The 18224-nt window shown below is 69.4% G+C and carries 17 protein-coding genes; 8 read left to right on the forward strand and 9 right to left on the reverse strand.

Features of this window, described 5'->3' with window-relative positions:
- Nucleotides 1-171: 171 nt before the first annotated feature.
- The 9 genes from IEX47_RS17100 to IEX47_RS17140 all read right to left on the reverse strand — a co-directional run bounded on the left by IEX47_RS17100 (nucleotide 172) and on the right by IEX47_RS17140 (nucleotide 9299).
- Nucleotides 172-699, reverse strand: a complete 528-nt coding sequence (locus IEX47_RS17100) for a DUF732 domain-containing protein (RefSeq protein WP_188785252.1) — start codon at nucleotides 697-699, stop codon at nucleotides 172-174.
- 356 nt (nucleotides 700-1055) lie between these two features.
- Nucleotides 1056-3101 carry a hypothetical protein gene (locus tag IEX47_RS17105; RefSeq protein ID WP_188785254.1) on the reverse strand — a complete coding sequence of 682 codons (2046 nt, stop codon included), beginning with the start codon at nucleotides 3099-3101 and terminating at the stop codon, nucleotides 1056-1058.
- Nucleotides 3098-3256 carry a hypothetical protein gene (locus IEX47_RS17110; protein WP_188785256.1) on the reverse strand — a complete coding sequence of 53 codons (159 nt, stop codon included), beginning with the start codon at nucleotides 3254-3256 and terminating at the stop codon, nucleotides 3098-3100. The genes IEX47_RS17105 and IEX47_RS17110 overlap by 4 nt, the downstream gene beginning before the upstream one ends.
- A 345-nt stretch (nucleotides 3257-3601) precedes the next feature.
- Complete coding sequence (locus IEX47_RS17115) at nucleotides 3602-4009, reverse strand: hypothetical protein (protein WP_188785258.1); 408 nt, start codon at nucleotides 4007-4009, stop codon at nucleotides 3602-3604.
- A gap of 153 nt (nucleotides 4010-4162) precedes the next feature.
- The gene (locus IEX47_RS17120; RefSeq protein ID WP_188785260.1) at nucleotides 4163-5692 is read right to left on the reverse strand and encodes a hypothetical protein; all 1530 of its coding nucleotides are present in this window, start codon (nucleotides 5690-5692) and stop codon (nucleotides 4163-4165) included.
- 34 nt (nucleotides 5693-5726) lie between these two features.
- Nucleotides 5727-6734, reverse strand: a complete 1008-nt coding sequence (locus tag IEX47_RS17125) for a hypothetical protein (protein ID WP_188785262.1) — start codon at nucleotides 6732-6734, stop codon at nucleotides 5727-5729.
- Between the two features lie 17 nt (nucleotides 6735-6751).
- Nucleotides 6752-8602: a peptidoglycan DD-metalloendopeptidase family protein gene (locus IEX47_RS17130; RefSeq protein WP_188785264.1), complete on the reverse strand. Its 1851-nt coding sequence runs from the start codon at nucleotides 8600-8602 to the stop codon at nucleotides 6752-6754.
- Nucleotides 8603-8604: 2 nt separating this feature from the next.
- Nucleotides 8605-8889: a hypothetical protein gene (locus IEX47_RS17135; RefSeq protein WP_188785266.1), complete on the reverse strand. Its 285-nt coding sequence runs from the start codon at nucleotides 8887-8889 to the stop codon at nucleotides 8605-8607.
- Between the two features lie 164 nt (nucleotides 8890-9053).
- Complete coding sequence (locus tag IEX47_RS17140; RefSeq protein ID WP_229662966.1) at nucleotides 9054-9299, reverse strand: helix-turn-helix domain-containing protein; 246 nt, start codon at nucleotides 9297-9299, stop codon at nucleotides 9054-9056.
- Between the two features lie 379 nt (nucleotides 9300-9678).
- Between IEX47_RS17140 and IEX47_RS17145 the strand changes: the two genes are divergently transcribed.
- The 8 genes from IEX47_RS17145 to IEX47_RS17180 are packed head-to-tail and all read left to right on the forward strand — an operon-like array spanning nucleotide 9679 to nucleotide 18183.
- Entirely contained in the window at nucleotides 9679-10137 is a 459-nt protein-coding gene (locus IEX47_RS17145) for a DUF6668 family protein (protein WP_188785269.1), read from the forward strand.
- 37 nt (nucleotides 10138-10174) lie between these two features.
- On the forward strand, nucleotides 10175-10471 hold the full coding sequence (locus IEX47_RS17150) for a hypothetical protein (RefSeq protein ID WP_188785271.1): 297 nt from the start codon (nucleotides 10175-10177) through the stop codon (nucleotides 10469-10471).
- A gap of 34 nt (nucleotides 10472-10505) precedes the next feature.
- Nucleotides 10506-11246 (forward strand): DUF8175 domain-containg protein, encoded by a 741-nt coding sequence (locus IEX47_RS17155; protein ID WP_188785273.1) that lies wholly within the window; start codon nucleotides 10506-10508, stop codon nucleotides 11244-11246.
- 2 nt (nucleotides 11247-11248) lie between these two features.
- Entirely contained in the window at nucleotides 11249-12832 is a 1584-nt protein-coding gene (locus IEX47_RS17160; RefSeq protein WP_188785293.1) for a hypothetical protein, read from the forward strand.
- Nucleotides 12832-14340 carry an SCO6880 family protein gene (locus IEX47_RS17165; RefSeq protein ID WP_188785295.1) on the forward strand — a complete coding sequence of 503 codons (1509 nt, stop codon included), beginning with the start codon at nucleotides 12832-12834 and terminating at the stop codon, nucleotides 14338-14340. Before IEX47_RS17160 ends, IEX47_RS17165 begins: the two co-directional genes overlap by 1 nt.
- Nucleotides 14340-15956, forward strand: coding sequence for a putative type IV secretion/conjugal transfer ATPase (locus IEX47_RS17170; RefSeq protein WP_188785298.1), 1617 nt, complete (start codon nucleotides 14340-14342; stop codon nucleotides 15954-15956). Before IEX47_RS17165 ends, IEX47_RS17170 begins: the two co-directional genes overlap by 1 nt.
- Before the next feature lie 2 nt (nucleotides 15957-15958).
- Nucleotides 15959-17770, forward strand: a complete 1812-nt coding sequence (locus IEX47_RS17175; protein WP_188785362.1) for a type IV secretory system conjugative DNA transfer family protein — start codon at nucleotides 15959-15961, stop codon at nucleotides 17768-17770.
- On the forward strand, nucleotides 17767-18183 hold the full coding sequence (locus IEX47_RS17180; RefSeq protein WP_188785299.1) for a DUF4913 domain-containing protein: 417 nt from the start codon (nucleotides 17767-17769) through the stop codon (nucleotides 18181-18183). The genes IEX47_RS17175 and IEX47_RS17180 overlap by 4 nt, the downstream gene beginning before the upstream one ends.
- Nucleotides 18184-18224 lie beyond the last annotated feature (41 nt).

Raw genomic sequence — 18224 nt, forward strand, 5'->3', positions numbered from 1 at the left:
TGGTGGCGGCGCGCAGCGCCCGGTTGCGTGGAGGTGGCCGCGGGCCAGACTCGATTGACCGGGAAGGAGAAACCAAAAGAACGATCGCCGGCGTAGCCGGCGGCATTCGGCCGACCTCCGTCGGAGGCCGCCTCCTGGAATCAGGGCGTGCAGCCGCTGGCGGTCTTGTGGCTAGCCGAATACGCGCTCCGACATGTGCTCGAACAGAGATGGGCAGAACGCCTCACCGGCGGCCGCCAGCAACACCGCGGCGTCGCCTGGCTCGATGCCGCTGTCGACAACGGGGGCATAAATCTGTTCCCACGTTTGGCCGGCAGTCCAGTCGGCGCAGATTGCACGTGCAATGTTCAGAAGCTCGTCGTCGCCGATGGAGTCCAAGCCAGACGTGCCGTCGTGAATCCGTTCACGAAACAGGTCTTCGTCGGACCTCGTCGCTTCCGGTGAGTCCACTTCTGCCGGAAACTCATCTTCGGTCGACAGCGGGAGTCCACGGACTTTGCCCAGCACGGTGCCTCGCTGAACCTCGTTCGCGACCTCGCGGTCCACCTTCTTCGGGAAGTCCGTAACACCATCGGCACAGGCATCCCAGACCAAGGTCAGCGCCTCCAGGGCTTGCTGCTTCGCTGCCTTCTCGGAGAGTCCTGGCTCGATCGCGGCCGTCTCAGTCGAACCTTCGATCGACCACAGGCCATTGCGCATGGTGTCTTCGAGCGCAGTCGTGACGGTGGGGTCCAGACGTGGGCGTAGGTCTCTCGTAGAGAGATCATCCCAGTCGGATCTCTTAAGGAAGTAGCAAGCTTCCTCAAGGTCAGAGGCCCAGAGCGGGCGATACTCAGGCTCAGGGTCGGCGGAGGAGGCGCAGCTTGCAAGCAACGGGATGAGCAGCAAGGCCAGCCCTCGCGGCCGGCGAGACCTGGAGCGCGGACTCGTCATGGCAGCGATCGTTTCAGCGGGGGGACAACGCTCGCAGGAAAACGGTCGAAGTCGCTTCTCGTCGTCGCTCAGGTGCGAGTAGGGCCCGTCGGGGGAGGGGCCGACCTTTTAGCAGCGACAGCTCATGCGGCACGGACGGCGCCGAGCGGCGTCGAGCTGACGCTGCTGTCACTGGTCGACCAAGTAGGCGGCAGGTGCCACCGCCGGCGGTGATCCTGGAGGAGGCGTTCACGTTCGCCACGTTCGGCCGGGGAGAGTGAGAGGAACCGATGCTTCCATTCCGCCGAGCGGTCTGCCTGCGTGGCGTGGTCGAACCTTCGGCACCAGTCGGCGTGCAGTTCGCGTTCGGATCGGCCGCCTGCGCGGTGGCGTACCGCTGCGATGTTGTGTCGCCGCTCAGCCTGCTCTGACTGGGGGAGTTCGCTGAAAGCGATTGCGCACGCCCGACGTCGACGGCCCCGCTCGAGCTCCGGGAGGTTCTCCCACCAGGCGAGCTGCCGGGCACGGTTCGCGCGAAGTGCCTGGAGTCGCCCCCGGTTCCAGCGGTTCCAGGCGCCGGAGCGGTACTCGGTTCGTTCGCGCACGATCCGGTCATGAATCCGCTGGTGAGCGGCCGATGCGACGCGTTCGTGGTGGCTGTTGCCGCGCTCGAGGCGCCGCCATGTTCCGTCAGCGTTCTGCTCAGCCAGGCCGGCACCTGCGAGTTCCGCTAGCCGGGCACGGAGTGTGCGGGCCTGGCGGGCGGACGGGACGGAGGTGGGGGAGTGGGAGAGCCCAGCGGACTGGGCCAGGACCTCGAGGGGCTGGGTGGGCTGCCCGGCTGGAGGGAGGGTGCGCCAGAGGCTGTGGGAGGTGGGGGTCAGGCTGGCCCAGCGGCCGGGGGGAGGCGGTTGGGTGGGTGTAAAGCCGGGTGGTTCAACTAGCGACAGCGACCCCTCGATGTACGACGAATCCAGTTCAAAGACGTGGCTGGAAGACTCCGCTCGCGTGTGGTCGAACGTCGCCAGACGGTGGCCGAGGGTGTTCTCGAGCGCCGCGAAGGCGCTCAGTACGGTGTTGCGAGCCAGGCCGGTGTCTTCCTCGAGGTTTCGCAACGGGCAGGGCACAGCGAGGTTGTCCTCCCGCGTCATCCGGTCGAGGAGGGTGTGCGCGACGAGGAGGACGCTGTGCCGCTCGCGCGGCCCCCAGAGCCACTGGAGGCGCTGAAGGTCGGCTCGGGCCGTCTCGACGGCGGCGAGGGTCTCGGGGCTGGTGGTAGTGCCAGCGGCTACCGGCGTGGTGGCGTGGGCCTCGTGGAAGGCAGTGTCCTCGCGAACGGCGCGGTTCCACTGCTGCTGGGTCCACCAGCTCCGGCCCCGCGTGCGCGCCTTGGCGAAGGCGCCGCCGCGGGCGGACTGAATGGTTCGCCAGGCATCGTCGGCTCGCAGGCCAGCGCGCATGAGCGCGGTGGTGGCTGCGAGCTCGATCGCGGACCGGGACTGGTCGAGGCCGCCAATGTGAGGCACGGGACCCCGGGCCTCAATCCATGCCGCCCACCTCGGCTCGACGTCGCTTCGTCGGCGGGGGAGGGGCTCCAGCGCCACGATCGAGCGTCCGGCTACCGCCTTCCGCTCGCGTGCGGTCCGCGTGTCCGGGGCTGCCTTGGGGAGTTCGCGGCGCAGGCGGAGCAGCGCTGCATGCAACTCCTCGCCCGAGGCATAGGGAGCAGGTGTGACGCCGGTGCGCCGGTGTGGCGAGGACAGCGGGCGGAGCGACCCGCCTGGACCACGCATATCGATCTTGACCGCCGGCAGGCCGTAGGAGATCCGCAGGTCCTGAACGAACTCGCGCAGCATGACAGCGTCGGCGCCGGGCACGCAGTAGACGTGGTTGCGGCCCTGGCCGCCACCGGAGGGACGGACCAGGTGCCAGCGGCCGCGGCCGATGAGCCAGCCGATCAGGTTCTCCGTGATCGCGTCGCCCTCGATGCCGCCGGCGTCGACGTCGATGACGGTGACGCCGGGGGAGAGCCGGCCGACGACGGCGGCGGCGTTTCCTGCGGCGATGAGCGCGAGTCCGCGCTCGAGCGTGGGGACGTCGGCCAGCTTGTTCTGCTCGGCGTCGATGAGGAACCAGCGCCGCGGCTCGAAGAGCCGGGCGTCGAGCTGGCGGATGATCGAGCGGCTCATGCGGCCGTCTCCGTCGCGGCCGCGGTGCATTCGGCCTGGGAGCGCTCGTCGACGATGCGCCGTGGCGCATGTCCGGGCTCGAACCAGACGCCGGCGCACAGGCCAGTGATTCCGTAGGGGTCGCGACCGAGTTTGTGGGCGAGGTCGAGCGTCATGGCGTCGGCAAGACACGCCGTCGCGACTGCGCAATTTGCGCAGATCGCTGCGGCGGCCAGGGCGGTGCGCTCAGTGAGGAAAAGTCCTGCGTGGGCAGGGGAACAGGCCGTCGCGCCGGTCGGGACGGGGTGCTCGCGGGCACCTGCCGGAAGTTCGGACCCGCCTGCGGGTTCGACGAAATTCCGGGAGACCGCTGTTAGTCTGGGCAGCACGAAGCCTGCTTCCGTCGAGGTGTAACCACCTCAGTCATCTCCTGCTAAGAGTGAGTCGGGGTATTGCTTCTTCGAAGGGCGACCGTTGGCGCGGTCGCCCTTCAAGCATTTCGGGGCCTTGCCCCGATCTGGTCATACGGCGATGTCGAGCGTCCCCTGTCCGTCGGCGACGTAGGCGAGCATCTCTGCCGCGTCGTAGTCGTTCAGGGCGTCGAGGAGTAGAAACTCCAGCACGTCCTGGTACGTGCGGCTGGTGGCCTGAGCGAGGGCGAAGACCTGCTCGGCACCCGCGATCGGCAGATAGAAGTTGAAGGCCTTGCGCTCGCCCTTGTTCCGGATGAACCGCTCGAGCTCGGCCTGGGCCTCGTCGGCGGTGCGGGCGGCGAGGGCATCTGCAGCCAGAACCTCGACGATGCCGACGTAGGGGCGATCGTTGATCTGGGCCAGCAGGTGGATCTTCTCCACGGCCTCGGGCGACAGCTTCACGTTGAATGCGTGACGCTCACCCTTGGAGGGACGTCCAGCTCGTGTCGTGCGCATGCTCAGATACTGCAGGCCTCGGCTGCTTGGAGCCGTTGCGCCACGCCGAGCATTTTTAAAAATGTCCCGAACCGCTGAGGGGAAGAGCAGGCCCACCGGTTCTACGGGGGACAGACACGGCGGGCCCGCCCGGCCCACAAGGGTGGCAGCCATCTACTTCACCTGGATCAGGACCCCGCAGCTGGAGGTGCCGCCGCGGATCAGCTCTCCGGTGGAGAGGGTGGTCTGCCAGATGTACCAGCCAGCGTTGCTCGAGGAAGAGATCGCCGTCGTCGGCATCAGGAACTCGCCGTTGCCGGTGATGCTCTTCGACACGCTGCGCAGGTACCGGTCGGAGACGCACTTGGCGTTGTCCTTGTAGGTGAAGGGCCCGAAAAGCCTGCTGGTGAGCGTGTGAGTCTCGGAGCGGTCGAAGCCCGCGACGCGGGCACCGATCCGGAAGGCCTTGCCAACCCCGTAGGTCACATGCGTCCCGTTGCGGTACTGACCGACCGTGGCCTGCTTCTGGACCTTCACCACGGCTCCGCACGCGGACGCCGCGGTGGTGTAGCTGTTCGCGGCCACCTGGACGCCCCAGCGGTAGTAGCCGCTCCTCGTGGCGGCGTACGTGGGCAGGGCGAACGTGCCGTTGCCGTCGAGGGCGACCGAGGAGGAGTACGCCGCGGTGCCGGAGCAGTCACCCGCGGTGCTGGAGAACGGGCCGTAGGCCGAGCGGGTGATGGTGCGCGTGCCAGTGCCACCGCTGACGGTATAGGTGCCGGCGAGCGCAGCGCCGGTCATCCGTGCGGATGCGCCGTTGTTGATCGCGACGCCCTGGCCGCCGGTGCCGGCGATCATCCCGGAGGCGGTGAGGGTGGCCAGGCGACCGGCCTCGGCGATATTGGAGCGCCGCGTGCTGATCGCCTTGCGAACGAACACGCGCCACTCGGGCACGCGGGACGTCTTGGCGCTGACCGGGATGGCACCGGCCTTGGTGACGTTGAAGTACGCCGTGGCGTACCCGGAGGAGTCGGTGTAGCCGGTGACGGTCGTGCCCTCGTAGGTGATGGCGACCGGGAGATTGGCCATGCCGTAGCCGGCCGCGGAGGTGATCCGGTAGGTCACCTTGCTCGAGGAACCGACCGCGACGGCGGTCGAGCTCATGGACTGCTTGTAGGGCCCGGCGTACTTCACCGAGTTGGCGATCATCGACTTCGCGTAGGAACGGACCGCGGAGCCGTGGCCGGTCTGGCGGGTGCGGGCGGTCGAGCGGCTGTAGCCCAGGCGCCAGCTGCCGCCCTTGACCAGCGCGTAGACGGCCGTGTCGACGCCGGCGGCCTGGGTCGCGGATCGGTAGGCGCCGTAGTTGGACAGGATGTAGGCGGTCTTGGCGGTGCCGCGCGCGGAGGGGTAGTTGGAGCCGTTGAGGTTGGTGTAGGCCTTGGCGGCGTAGTAGCTGCCCTCGCGGTTGTTCTTGCGGGGCTGGAGCCGGTAGACCTTCTTGCCGTTCGCGGTGACGCGGCCGCCCATCCAGGAGCAGTCGGAGTAGGAGCAGGTGCGGATCTTGTAGCCGACCCAGCGGTCGGCTGCGGATGCGCTGGTGGTGGTCACGGCGGTGAAGCCGGCCGTCATCAGCAGGACGATGCTCGTGCCGGTGAGGGCGCGCCGCCAGCCCCCGCGCTGGCGCGTGCTGTGTGTGGTCATCCGAGGTTCCTTTCGTGCATCCCTTGGTGGGAGGTCAGTTGGCTCCGACGGGACCGGTGTCGCCGGTGCCGTCATTGATGCCGACGGGGCCCGCGTCACCGTCAGTGGTCTTCTTGGTCGTGGTGGTGGTCTTCGCCGGCGCCGGCATGTAGGTCGAGCCGCTGCTCGAGGCCGGGGGAGGGATGTAGGCGGGTGCCGGCGGTGCCGGCACCTTGGCCGTTCCGGCCGTCGGTGCTGCGTCAGGGACGCGCACCGTCCAGCGGTAGATGCCGGCGCGCAGCGGGAGACGGGCTTCGCCGCGACCGAGCTCACCTCCGGTGAGCCGGACCTTGATGGTCTTGATGTGCTTGCCGTCGTTGGTGCGCACGACGACGGTCGCGGTGACCGGGGCCCGGTCGGCCTTGAGCTGCAGCTGCAGGAGGCCGGGCGCCGGCTGGGCGGTGACCTTCACGGTTCGGGGGCCTGGCGCGAGGATCGGAGTCGCGGCGACCGGGAGCGTCGGAGCGGGCGCGCTCGCGGTCGGTACGGGGTCGCTCGTCCCGCGCCAGCTGGTGCTGGCGAAGCCTGCGGTAGCCAGGCCTGCAGTGGCTGCGGTTGCCCCGATCCACCACACGATGGCCTTGCGGGACACGGGGCGCCTCGGCGCCCGGGGTTCCCGCGGGGGCTTCGGCGTCTGCACCGTCGGGGGCTTCGCCGGCTTCGGTGGCTTGACCGCCTTCTCCTTGACGGGCTTTGCCCGCTTCACGGGCTTGCTCGCGTCGGGCGCTGCTTCCGGTCGGGGTGAGCGGATGAGGGAGGCGGCGAGCACCCGGTTGTCCACGATCACCTCGCCTCCCGGAGTGATCCGCAGGCCGGTGCGGTCGTTGGTGTCGCCGGCATGGGCGACGAGCTCGACGTCGCTGCCGGTCGCTACAGCGTGGGACCGAGCGAGGTTGATGAGCTGGGCCATGGCCTCGTCGAGGCTGTCAGTGACCACTTGGTAGGTGGTGTCCCCGAGCGTGAATGACCCGGTTCCGTCCGGGTTGGCGATCGCGCGGTTCATGGCGGGCCGTCCTTCCATCACGATGCCCTGGCGGCAACGAACGGGTGGTCAGAAATCGTGCCCTGCTGGGACCGGTCGACGACGAACCCTGTCCACCGCAGACCGGCTCCGAAGATCCAGTCGACGGGCATGTTGTTGGGCGCATTGCAGGCTGGGCCGGCGGGGTTGGTGCCTCCGGCCGCGGTGGACAGGAGTCCGCCTTCGGTGATGGGGCAGTACGCCTGGTCGCGGTCGTTGAAATCGCCGACGAGCAGGACCGGGAGGCCGGCGGAGCGGACACGGGCGACGTAGGTGACCTCGCGTCGGATCGCTTCGGCCCGCCACTTTGCGGCGGGGCCGTGGACGTCGGCGGGGTTGTGGACCGAGAGGACGACGATGTCCTTGCCGGTCGCCTTGTGACGCAGGCGCACCACCGGCATCTGCCGGATGTTGCCGTTGAAGTAGGGGATGGCCAGCTTGTCCCGGCCGATCAGTGTGTAGTCGCTGGTGCGCCAGGAGACGGCGTTGTCCATGATCGCGTAGGTCGCCCAGCTGGATCCGACCTGGGACGCGAAGACGCGCTGCTGGGTCGGCTGGAACTCCTGGAAGCCAACGAGCCCGACGCCCGAGTCGACGACGAGCCGGGCCATAGCCTGCGCTCGAGTCGTGGAGTGATCCCAGCCCTTGCGCGCCGGCGGGTTGCCGTCGGTGTGGGAGGCGCCGAGGACGTTGTACGTCGCGACGGTGATGGACGTCGCCGTGGTGGTGCCGGCGTTGACGGGCTGGACCGCGCCTGCAGGCGCGCTCGAGAGAAACTTCTCCGGGTCGACGGCCTGCCCCTTGACCTGAATGGTCAGGTGCAGGTGGCAGCCGGAGGAATAGCCGTCGGATCCGACCAGCCCGATGGCCTGGCCGCCCGTGACCTGCTGGCCGACCGTGACGTGGATGCCGTTGGCGTACATGTGGCCGTACTCAGAGGTGACTCCGTCGCCGTGGTCGATGCGGATCCAGTGGCCGTAGCCCGAGGCGGGACCGGCGGCGATGACGATGCCGGAGCCGATGGCGTGGAACGGGGTGCCGCAGGCGGCGCCGTAGTCGGTTCCCTTGTGAAAGCTCGAGGCTCCCGCGACCGGGGCGCCGCGCGGGCCGTAGCCGCTGGTGACGGGTGCGCCGGGGATGGGCCGAATCCAGTTGCCGTTGTAGGCGGCGGTCGGGAAGCAGTTGCCCGCGCCGTTGTAGTCGGTGCCGGAGAAGATGTCGCCGGTGCTGAGGGTGCCCTGGTTCGGGGAGAAGGCCGCCGGGACGGCGGCTGCGGCGGCGCCGGCGAGGGCGTTGACGACCTGCACGGCCGGGCTCCACCAGCGCTCGTAGTGGTAGGGGTCAGCATTGCGCTGAACGGCATGGGCGACGAGCGTGGGCGGCATGGTCTCGCGGCCGGCGATGGTGCGCTCGACCTTGAAGAAGCTGGTGGCGGAGATGTAGGGATTCATCCGGTCGGAGTAGGAGCCCCAAGCGCCGTTGTCCCGCTGCTGGAAGAGCCCGCGGGAATCGGGCCCGACACCGTCGCCATAGTCCAGGACCCGAAGTCCGGATTCGCCCATCGCGGTCATGACGCCGATCTGCTGATCGCGGCGCGTCAGGCCGAGGTCGGCGGCCGCCTTCATGATGTTGGCGGCGTTGACGAGCTGCTCGCCGGAGTAGCCGGCGATCGGCCCCTCGGGCACCGTGGCCGGGTCGACGTGGGAGGCGGCGACGGCGTCGCTGTCGGTGGCGCAGGGATTCGCTGCGTCGTCCTCCTCGATGCCGAGGAGAAACAGCAGGCTGACGAGCAGCAGCAGGGGAAGCGCCAGGAGGATCGCGCCGCCGATGGCGGACTTGTTCTCGGCCATGGTCAGTGCAGTCCCTCAGGCGGGGTGAGCCGCTCGACCAGCCAGCGGCTGCCGCCGTCGAGCCGCGACAGGAGCACGGTGTAGGTGCCGACATTGGTCGGCACCTCGACGTTGGCGAGGTAGTCGGACTCGCTCGGGGCGAGCGCGCTGGGACCGGTGACCTTCGAGGCGGGCACGTTGGCCGGATCGGTCATCGAGTAGGCCTGCTGTGCGGAAGCCGAGAGGTAAGGCGCGAGCCCGTCCCACCAGGTGTCGTAGTCGAGCTTCGGCTTGGCGAAGGCCTTCATCGCGGCGAGCGCGACGGTCTTGGCGTCTACGCCTGCGCCGGCGGACGGCGGCGTCGCCTTGAGCGGGCCGGGGGCTTCGGAATCTCCGTGCGTGTGCTCGTGGGTCTCGTCGACGGGCGCGGGCGCCTGGTCGTCAGAGCAGGCGGAGACGCCGAGGGCGAGCGCTACTCCGAGTCCGAGTCCGAGTCCGAGTCCGAGTCCTGCGGCCCAAGGCCGCCGCGACCAGCCTCGAGGACCTCCTTCAGCTCGTCGCGAAGGATGAACCAAGAGCGACCGATCTGGTACCCCGGCACTGTGCCGTTCCTCAGCCATGCGTAGACCCCCTGAATGCTGACTCCGAGTAGTTCAGCCACGTCCTTGACGTCCAAACGCTCAGGGAGGTTCTCGAAGAACTTGTCGAGGTGGCTCACAGCTGGCAACCCCCGAGAGACGTGACCCAACATGCTCCGAGACTACGGCCAAATAGAATCGTTGTCATCAGAATGAGTCCTCATAATCTCTGGAACCTATGGAATCTTTGGCATTTCATAGGTACTGTGGGTTCAGACACACAGTAGAGGTGTGCGGGACTCACTCGGGAGGGACCCCATGTCGGAGAGCAATAGCCCCTGGCTCGCCGCGGCGAGCAGGCCAATTCCAACCGCCGATGAAACGGCACGGCCGCCCGGGCATGACGGAATTCCGGCAAGCCAGAGGCCTCGCGATGAAGCAAACGCGGCACCGGCCATCACCGGCGCTGCAGCCCCACAGCCCGCGGTCGATCCCGTTGCGCCGGGGGAGGGGCTGCGCGTGCGCGTGGTCCGACCGACCGCCTCGGTGTGGATCGTCGGCGCTCACGGCGGAGCCGGTGAGACCACGCTCGCCGACCTGGTCGAGGGGTGGGAGGCCGCGGATCACTCGTGGCCGACTCCGAGCGACTTGTCCTTCCAGTGCCCGGTCCTGCTCGTCGCCCGGACCGACAGCCGCGGGCTGAACGCGGCGCGCTCCGCGCTGCGGCAGTGGGCCTCGGGCGTTCTTGGCGAGCACGTCGAGCTGCTGGGTCTGGTGCTGGTCGCTGACGCGCCCGGCAAGCTGCCCAAGCCGCTGCGCCACCTCCTCGAGGTGGTCTCCGGCGGCGCTCCGCGCCTGTGGGAGATTCCGTGGGTCGAGGCCTGGCGCACCGGCGAACCTCTCCCGCTGTCGGCTCTGCCGAAGCAACTGCGTCAGCTGGTGGCTGACGCCTCCGTGCTCTCGGGCCACGGCGCCTGAGTGAACCTCACCCATTTGAATAGGAAGGCAACACGCGATGCTGTCTCTGGTTAACGACCTGGCCCAGGTTGTCACCGCGCTCCCCATGGATGTCCCGAACCCGGGGAAGGGCGAGGCGCCTCCGGGCTTCGAGCGCTTCACCGACATTCTCGGCTGGGCCAAGTGGCTCGCGCTGGGTGTCCTGGTCGTCTCCCTGATCGCGGCCGGCGCCCGTCTGGGCTTCGGAGGCCGCTCTGGCGACGGCGAAGAGCACGCCGGCCGGATCGGCCGCGTCCTGCTCGGCGTGATCATCGTGTCCGCCTCGTTCTCGCTGGTCTCGTTCCTCGCGACCTGATCCGCTGTCAGCTGCAACTCGGAGGAGTAGCAAAATGAGTGAGGAGTACGGCTTCGTTGAGAAGCCGTCGCCCTGGACCCGGCCCAGCTTCATTGCTGCGGCCGGGCTTCTGGCGTTGATCGTGGTGGTGGGCATCGTGCTCTCCGCGATCGGCGTCTTCGGCGACGACAAGGCCAAGGACGCCGCGCCGGCGCCCACCTCGAGCACCACGTCGACTCCGTCCGATCCGGACGCGAGTGTCTGTGGACTCGAGGGACACGAGACCAGCGGCGCCCTCGGCACTGCTCCAAAAGACGTGAAGTGGGAGCTGGTCGGGCGAGTTGCCCTGCCGTCGAGCAAGACCGCCGGTCCCGGCCGCGTCGAGGAGTCGGGGCTCCGGTACTGCTACGCACGCACCAAGGAGGGAGCTGTTCTGGCGGCCGCCAACGTCTACTCCTGGCCGGCTGTCACCGATGACGAGGGGATCGTCGAGCACGCGGTCGCCAGCGGCCCGGGTAAGACCGCCGTCGCGAATAGCACCCGCGATGGCGACGCTGACGAGGGCGAAGGAGTGAGCGTTCAGATCCGCGGCTTCCGTCTGCTCTCGTACAGCGACACCTCGGCGATGGTCGACTTCGCCTTCCAGAACGCGACAACGAACAGCTACGTGCACGCGTCCATGGAGATGGCATGGGAAGACGGCGACTGGCGGGTCGTTCTCAACCCCGATGGCTCGTTCAACCCGGGCAGCGCGCTGCCCGATCTGACCGGCTACGTTCCGTGGAGCGGGGCGTAGCCATGTCCGGCCTCGTGACGGCAGTCGACCTTCCCAACCCCTTTGACCCGATCCTCAACGCGCCTGGCGCGATCGCCAGCAGCGTTGCGAACGGCGCTATCGAGAAGTTGATGAACTCGATCCAGCAGGCGGTTGGCAACGCGATCGCTTCGATGGGGACTCTGTGGGTCAACATCGGCACCCCGAACCTGACCGGCGGCGACACGACCACGATCGGGTCGACTCCGCCTGGCCAGCAGGGCATCGAGACCGTGCTCGGCTGGGTCGTCTGGGTCAGCCTCGGCATCTGCGTGCTGTCGCTGATGGTCGCCGGCGTGCGGCTGGCACTCCCGCATCGGCACACCGAGGCGGGGGAGGACATCGCCCGGATCGGCCGCACGCTGATCGCGGTCATCCTGATCTCCGGCGCCTCGACTCTGGTCGGGGCGTTCATGAAGTCCCGGCCGTCTGACCGCGGTGCCTCGACGACAGTCGGGTTCATTCAGAACGGGCTCTGGTACTACGTCCTGGCCCTAGCGGTGCTCTCGATCATCATCGGCGGAGCCAAGATGGCGTGGGAGCAGCGGGCGGACCCGGGCAAGGATCTCGTCGCCTCGCTGATCCGCCTGGGCCTGATCTCGTCGGCAGCGGTGCCGGTCATCGGCATCCTCGTCGCCTCGAGCGATGCCTTCGCGAAGTGGATCATCGTCGAGTCCCTCGACTGCTCCGGAACCACCTGCTTCGGCGAGCGGGTGGGGGAGTGGCTGACCTTCGCCTCCGCCGCCGGGACGCCGGCGATGGGCGTCTTCCTGACGATCGTCCTGGGCTTCATCGCCCTGATCGCATCCCTGATCCAGATGATGCTCATGGTCGCGCGCGGCGCGATGCTGGTCCTGCTCACTGGCCTGCTGCCGCTGTCGGCGGCGATGACGAACACCGAGGCCGGTCGCGGCTGGTTCAAGAAGAACGTCGGCTGGCTGATCGCGTTCCTGCTCTACAAGCCGGCCGCCGCGACCGTCTACGCCACGGCGTTCCAGCTGATGGGGACCGACATCTTCAAGGACGACGAGAAGGGCATCGTCTCCTCGCTCGCCGGCGTGATGCTGATGATCATCGCGATCGTCGCGCTCCCGGCCCTGATGAAGTTCGTGACCCCCGCGGTCTCGGCGGTCGCCGGCAGCGGCAGCGGCGCGATGACGGCCGCGATGGTGGCTGCCCCGGCGACCGGCGCCGTGTCGGCGCTCGGTCGGATCGGTTCCTCGTCGGGAGGTGGGTCGGCCTCGGGCGGTGGCGGTGCCGGCCAGGCCTCCGGCTCCTCGATGCCGACCTCTGGCGGCACCTCGAGCGGACCCGGCTCGGCGGGAACCGCCGGGAAGACCGGTCCCTCGGGCGCCCCGGCTGGCGGCGGGACCGGTGGTGGCGCGGCAGCGGGCGGCGGCGCAGCGGCTGGTGGCGCAGCGGCGTCGGGTGCTGCAGCTGCAGCGACCGGAGGCGCAACTCTGGCGATCACCGCGGCGCAAGGCGCCGCACAAGCAGCGCAGGGCGCTGCGGGCGCCGTGACACAGGCCGCACAAGGCGCGGCACCTAGCGAAGGGGGACAGGGCTGATGACCAGCATCGACCCGGTGCGTCCGATCCGGACGTACGGCAACTGGCGTCGACCGCAGTCCCGAGGCCTGATGGGCCTCGGCTCGGTCGGTACCGGAATCATGATCGGCGGCCTGGCGCTGGTGATCTTCACCGCGATGTTCGCCGGCCTTCTCCGCGCCATCATCGTGGGGGCGCTGGTCGGCCTTCTGCTGCTGGCGATCATGAGCAAGGACAAGCACGGCCGCAACGCGCTCACCCGTGGGGGAGCGCGCGCGTCGTGGTGGTGGGCTCGCCGCCAGGGCTCGCACCTGTATCGCTCCGGCCCGCTCGGCCGCACCGCGTGGGGCACCTACCAGCTGCCAGGTCTGGCGGCGCCGCTCCGGCTGACCGAGCAGGAGGACGCCTACGGGCAGAAGTTCGCGATGCTCTACTGCCCCCAGACCACGACGTACACGGTCGTCATTGCCGCCGAGCCTGAGGGCGCGGCGCTCGTCGACGTCGAGGAGGTCGACAACCGCGTTGCCGACTGGGGCGCCTGGCTGGCGTCGCTGGGCGATGAGCCCGGTGTCCAGGCAGCGTCGGTGACCGTTGAGACGGCCCCCGACTCCGGCGCACGTCTGCGCCGGGAGGTGACGGGCCGGATGGACCCGAACGCTCCGGAGTTCGCCCGCGAGGTGCTGGCCGAGACCATGGAGACGTACCCGGCTGGGTCGTCGACGGTGAAGGCCTACCTCACGATCAGCTTCTCTGCGCTGTCGCGGATCGACGGGCGCAAGCGCTCCGATGAGGAGATGGGCCGCGACCTCGCAGCTCGGCTCCCGGCTCTGACGAGCCGACTGGCTTCGACCGGCGCCGGCGCTGCCCGGGCGATGACTGCGCAGCGGCTGTGCGAGGTCATCCGAGTGGCGTACGACCCCTCGGCCGGCCCGATCATCGAGGCCGAGTACGCCGAGGGGCGCACGGTCGACCTCAAGTGGCCCGACTGCGGCCCGTCGGCCGCGCAGGCGTTCTGGGACGGGTACCGCCACGACGGCGCGTACTCGATCACCTGGGCGATGTCGGAGGCCCCGCGCGGCCACGTCCAGTCGTCCGTGCTGGACCGGCTGCTGCAGCCGCACCCGGAGATCGTCCGCAAGCGCGTCACCCTGCTGTACCGGCCGATCGACTCAGCGCGGGCCGCGGGCCTGGTCGAGTCGGACCAGCGGGCCGCGGAGTTCCGCGTGACCGCGTCGACGAAGCCGACCGCGCGCGAGCAGCTGGCGCTGCGCCACGCTGCGTCGACCGCGGCCGAGGAGGCCTCGGGTGCCGGGCTGGTGAACTTCGCCATGCTGGTCACCGCCACGGTGAACAACCCGGCGCACGCTCCGCACGCTCGAGCGACCGTGGACTCTCTGTCGGCCACGGCCCGCTTGAAGCTCCGGCTCGTCAACGGCGCCCAGGACTCGGCCTTCGCCGCGTGCCTGCCGCTCGGCCTGATCCTGCCGCGTCACCTGAAGGTGCCGGCGGAGTGGCAGGAGAAGCTCTGATGAGCGCCACCACCAAGCCGCGGCGCCGCGGCCCTCTGGCGTGGTTCTGGTACCGGGTCATGCTCGGCCAGAAGACGCCCAAGGCCGGGCCCACGGTGCTGCGCCCGGGGCCGCGTGGTTGGCGTGGCCCCGGTGCGGGGGAGTCGGTGCTGGTCGAGCCGGCCGCGGAGTGGCGCGGCACGACGGTGCAGGTCTGCGGCCTCTACCCCTTCGGGGTAGGCGCGGGCACGCCGGTCATCGGCGTCCCGCTGGGCCGGCACCTGCTGTCAGGCGCCACGGTGTGCGCGGACCCGATCTCGTGGTTCCAGCGCGCCCGCCTGATCCGCAACCCGTCGATGTTCGTGCTCGGCCTGCCCGGCCTGGGCAAGTCCACGCTGGTCCGTCGGATCCTGATTGGGCTCGCTGGCTACGGCTCGATCCCCCTGGTCCTGGGCGACATTCGCCCGGACTACGTCGACCTGATCGAGGAGCTCGGCGGCGACGTGATCCCGTTGGGCCCCGGTCGCGGGTCGCTCAACGTCATGGACAACTCCGAGGTCGTCGAGGCCGCCGGCCGGCTGCGGCGTGCCGAAGAAGCGACCGAGGATCCTGCGGAGAAGGCGCGCCTGGTGAAGCTGCGCGAGCAGCTGCTCGCCGACTCCAAGGGCCGTCGTGCCGCGCTGATCGAGGCGCTGGTGACGATCCAGCGGGCGGGCAAGCCGCTCGAGGATCGTGAGGACTCGATCATCTCCGAGGCGCTCGACATGCTCGACGAGTCGGGCATAGATGCACCGGTGATCAGCGACCTGCTCGAGCTGATCCGCAAGGCGCCCGATCGGCTCCGTGAGGTGGCGCTGGACCGCGGCGACATGGGCCGCTACCAGCAGATCACCGAGCTGCTCGAGGTAGCGCTCTCGGGTCTGATCAGGTCGTCCCGACTCGGGTCGGGTGTCTTCTCGCGTCCGACGTCGAGGCCAATGCGCCGCGACCGGCCGGTGGTCTTCGACCTCTCCGGCATCCAGCAGTCGCAGGACGCGCTCCGCGCGGCCGCGTTGCTGGCGTCGTGGTCGACCGGCTTCGGGCAGGTGGCGATCGCCTCCACGCTCGCGGAAGCGGGTCTGGAGCCTCGCCGGCACTACATCATCGCGATGGACGAGATCCACCAGGCGCTGCGTTCGGGTCCGGGCATGGTGGAGCGGTACGACCAGATCACCCGACTGAACCGCGGCTGGGGGGTGGGGCAGATGATGATCACCCACACCATGAAGGACCTCGACTCGCTCGTGACCGAGGAGGACCGGATGAAGGCCCGCGGTCTGGTCGAGCGGTCCGGCATGGTCGTCCTGGGCGGTCTGCCGGCAGCGGAGATGCCGCTGCTGTCGAAGGTCGTGCGGGTCTCGCAGGCCGAGCAGGGCCTGCTGATGAAGTGGCAGGAGCCTGCCGCGTGGGATCCCGAAACCGGCGCGGAGGCCACGCCTCCGGGACTCGGCAACTTCCTGATCAAGGTCGGCTCCCGGCCCGGCATCCCGTTCCAGGTGCAGCTCACCAACCGTGAGCGGCACGTCCACGACACCAACCGTCTGTGGAAGGAACAGTCCCGCATCGGCACGCTCGAGGACCAGGAGGCACTGTCGTGAGCATGGCCCGCGGCTCGAACCGCCGAAACCAGCCCGGCGGCTTCGGCGAAGCCGTCGCCCTGTGGGTGGCGATCGGCGCGATCGTCTCCGCGCTCGTCCTGGTCTACGCCGGCGTACGGATCGGCCACGAGCTCGCCGGCATCGAGAAGACGCCCACGGACCCGTGGGCGGTGTTCTTCGGCGTCCTCGACGGCTCAGTGGCATGGCCGACGGAGTCGTGGATCGTGTTCGGCATCGGCGCCGTGCTGCTCGCAGCGCTGGCGCTGATCGTCTACCGGGCGGCCACCGGCCGCCGTGGCAAGGGCACCCGCGTGGACTGGACCTCGACCTACCTCGGCAAGGGCCGCGAGGTCGAAGGGATCTCCGCGAAGGAGGCTCGGGCGAAGGCCGAGCGGTGGGGCGTTAAGTCCGAGGCCCCCGGTCTCGCGGTCGGGCGCACCGTGGCGGGCCGGCAGCGGCTCTACGCCTCCTGGGAGGACGTGATGACGCTGATCGCCGGACCCCGAACCGGTAAGTCGCTCTGCTACGCGATCCCGTCGATCCTGGCAGCGCCGGGTCCGGTGATCGCCACGTCGAACAAGCGCGACATCGTCGACGCGACCCGCGACGTGCGTGCGGCCACGCACGGCGAGGTGTGGGTCTTCGACCCGCAAGGAGTAGCCGGGGAGGAGCCAACCGACTGGTGGTGGAACCCGCTGTCCTACGTCACCGATGAGGTGAAGGCCTCCACGCTCGCCGGCCACTTCGCGGCCGGCTCGAGGGCGGCCGACGCGAAGACGGATGCGTTCTTCGAGCCCGCGGCCCGCGATCTGCTCGCGGGCTTGTTGCTCGCCGCGGCGCTGGACAAGCGGCCGCTGACCGAGGTGTACCGGTGGCTCACCCGCCCGCACGACGACACTCCGGTCGACATCCTCCGGGCGAACGGTCAGCCGATGATGGCTGACCTGGTCTTCGGTGTCATCGAGTCGCCGGAGAAGCAGCGCGGCGGTGTCTACGGCACCGCGCAGCAGATGGCCTCCTGCCTGACCAACCGCGCGGTGCTCAAGTGGGTCACCGACGACGGCACCCGCCGCCGGCACTTCGACCCGGCCGCGTTCCTCCGTGAAGGCGGCACGCTCTACAGCCTCTCCCGTGAAGGCCGCGGCTCGGCTGGCCCGCTCGTCACGGCGCTCACGGTCGCCGTAGTGGAAGCGGCCGAGGAGCTCGCCAAGACCCAGCCGGGCGGCCGGCTGGCCATGCCGCTGGTTGGCGTCCTCGACGAGGCCGCCAACGTCTGCCGCTGGCGCGACCTGCCGGACCTCTACTCCTTCTTCGGGTCCCAGGGGATCGTGCTGCTGACGATCCTTCAGTCCTGGGCCCAAGGCGAGGTGGTCTGGGGCCGCGAGGGCATGAACAAGCTCTGGTCGGCCTCCAACGTCGCCATCTACGGCGGCGGCGTCAAGGAGGAGGGCTTCCTCGAGCAACTGTCCAAGCTCATCGGCAAGTACGACCTCATCGCCCGATCGACGTCCACCAAGGCGAACGCCGGCATGTTCGGTTCCGGGGTCTCGACCTCGCGCAGCCTGCAGCGCGAGCGGATCCTCGACGTCGACGACCTCCAGGCGCTGCCCAAGGGCCGCGCCATCGTGTTGTCGTCGGGGAACCGGGCAACACTCGTCGAGACGCTGCCCTGGACCGAGGGACCGGCCGCCGATGCGGTCCGGGCCTCCATCCGGGCCCACGACCCGCAAGCAGAGAAGACGATCCGCGACACGGCGGTGGACGTGGAGTCTGCCGAAGCGGCAGGGCGCCGGTGGCAGGAGGCAGCGCGATGAGCGAGCTCGCTGGCTGGGACGTTGAGCCGGAGGACGCTCCGGCGCCGCGCGTCGAGGAGGAGCCGGCCCTCTACTACGGGTCGGTCGATGAATTCGTGCGCGAGTTCATCGTGCCGACCTACCGCCGCAAGATCGGCGCCGGTGGCAGCGCTCAGCGCTGGATCGCCACCTGGTGGGAGCACCCCGAGGCGGTGGTGCGGCTGACCGCGATCTGGCGGGCGTGGGAAGCGCTGCGGCTCGACCCGGCCACGGGGATGAGCGTGTGGCTGCGCGACCACGCCGACTACCACCTCGGCGTGCTGTTCTCCGACTACGGCCCGTTCGGAGACTCCGAGGAGACCTCGAAGCGCGGTATGCCACTGCCGTACGAGGCGCCGCCGCCGGAGCTCTTTCCCGACGAGCGCGAGCTGTAGTGACAGCGAGGAGGGCCGGAGCGTGAGCTCCGGCCCTCCTC

The organism is Nocardioides phosphati (assembly GCF_014646375.1).
In the GTDB taxonomy this organism is placed as follows: domain Bacteria; phylum Actinomycetota; class Actinomycetes; order Propionibacteriales; family Nocardioidaceae; genus Nocardioides; species Nocardioides phosphati.

What these genes read in the sequence shown, in the direction of transcription:
- IEX47_RS17155 (WP_188785273.1), top strand. Translation starts at nt 10,506, where the DNA reads ATGAGTGAGGAGTACGGCTTCGTTGAGAAGCCGTCGCCCTGGACCCGG.
- IEX47_RS17100 (WP_188785252.1), bottom strand. Translation starts at nt 699, where the DNA reads ATGCGCAATGGCCTGTGGTCGATCGAAGGTTCGACTGAGACGGCCGCG.
- IEX47_RS17180 (WP_188785299.1), top strand. Translation starts at nt 17,767, where the DNA reads ATGAGCGAGCTCGCTGGCTGGGACGTTGAGCCGGAGGACGCTCCGGCG.
- IEX47_RS17120 (WP_188785260.1), bottom strand. Translation starts at nt 5,692, where the DNA reads ATGACCACACACAGCACGCGCCAGCGCGGGGGCTGGCGGCGCGCCCTC.
- IEX47_RS17125 (WP_188785262.1), bottom strand. Translation starts at nt 6,734, where the DNA reads ATGAACCGCGCGATCGCCAACCCGGACGGAACCGGGTCATTCACGCTC.
- IEX47_RS17135 (WP_188785266.1), bottom strand. Translation starts at nt 8,889, where the DNA reads ATGAAGGCCTTCGCCAAGCCGAAGCTCGACTACGACACCTGGTGGGAC.
- IEX47_RS17110 (WP_188785256.1), bottom strand. Translation starts at nt 3,256, where the DNA reads ATGACGCTCGACCTCGCCCACAAACTCGGTCGCGACCCCTACGGAATC.
- IEX47_RS17115 (WP_188785258.1), bottom strand. Translation starts at nt 4,009, where the DNA reads ATGCGCACGACACGAGCTGGACGTCCCTCCAAGGGTGAGCGTCACGCA.
- IEX47_RS17175 (WP_188785362.1), top strand. Translation starts at nt 15,959, where the DNA reads ATGGCCCGCGGCTCGAACCGCCGAAACCAGCCCGGCGGCTTCGGCGAA.
- IEX47_RS17105 (WP_188785254.1), bottom strand. Translation starts at nt 3,101, where the DNA reads ATGAGCCGCTCGATCATCCGCCAGCTCGACGCCCGGCTCTTCGAGCCG.
- IEX47_RS17165 (WP_188785295.1), top strand. Translation starts at nt 12,832, where the DNA reads ATGACCAGCATCGACCCGGTGCGTCCGATCCGGACGTACGGCAACTGG.
- IEX47_RS17160 (WP_188785293.1), top strand. Translation starts at nt 11,249, where the DNA reads ATGTCCGGCCTCGTGACGGCAGTCGACCTTCCCAACCCCTTTGACCCG.
- IEX47_RS17150 (WP_188785271.1), top strand. Translation starts at nt 10,175, where the DNA reads ATGCTGTCTCTGGTTAACGACCTGGCCCAGGTTGTCACCGCGCTCCCC.
- IEX47_RS17130 (WP_188785264.1), bottom strand. Translation starts at nt 8,602, where the DNA reads ATGGCCGAGAACAAGTCCGCCATCGGCGGCGCGATCCTCCTGGCGCTT.
- IEX47_RS17170 (WP_188785298.1), top strand. Translation starts at nt 14,340, where the DNA reads ATGAGCGCCACCACCAAGCCGCGGCGCCGCGGCCCTCTGGCGTGGTTC.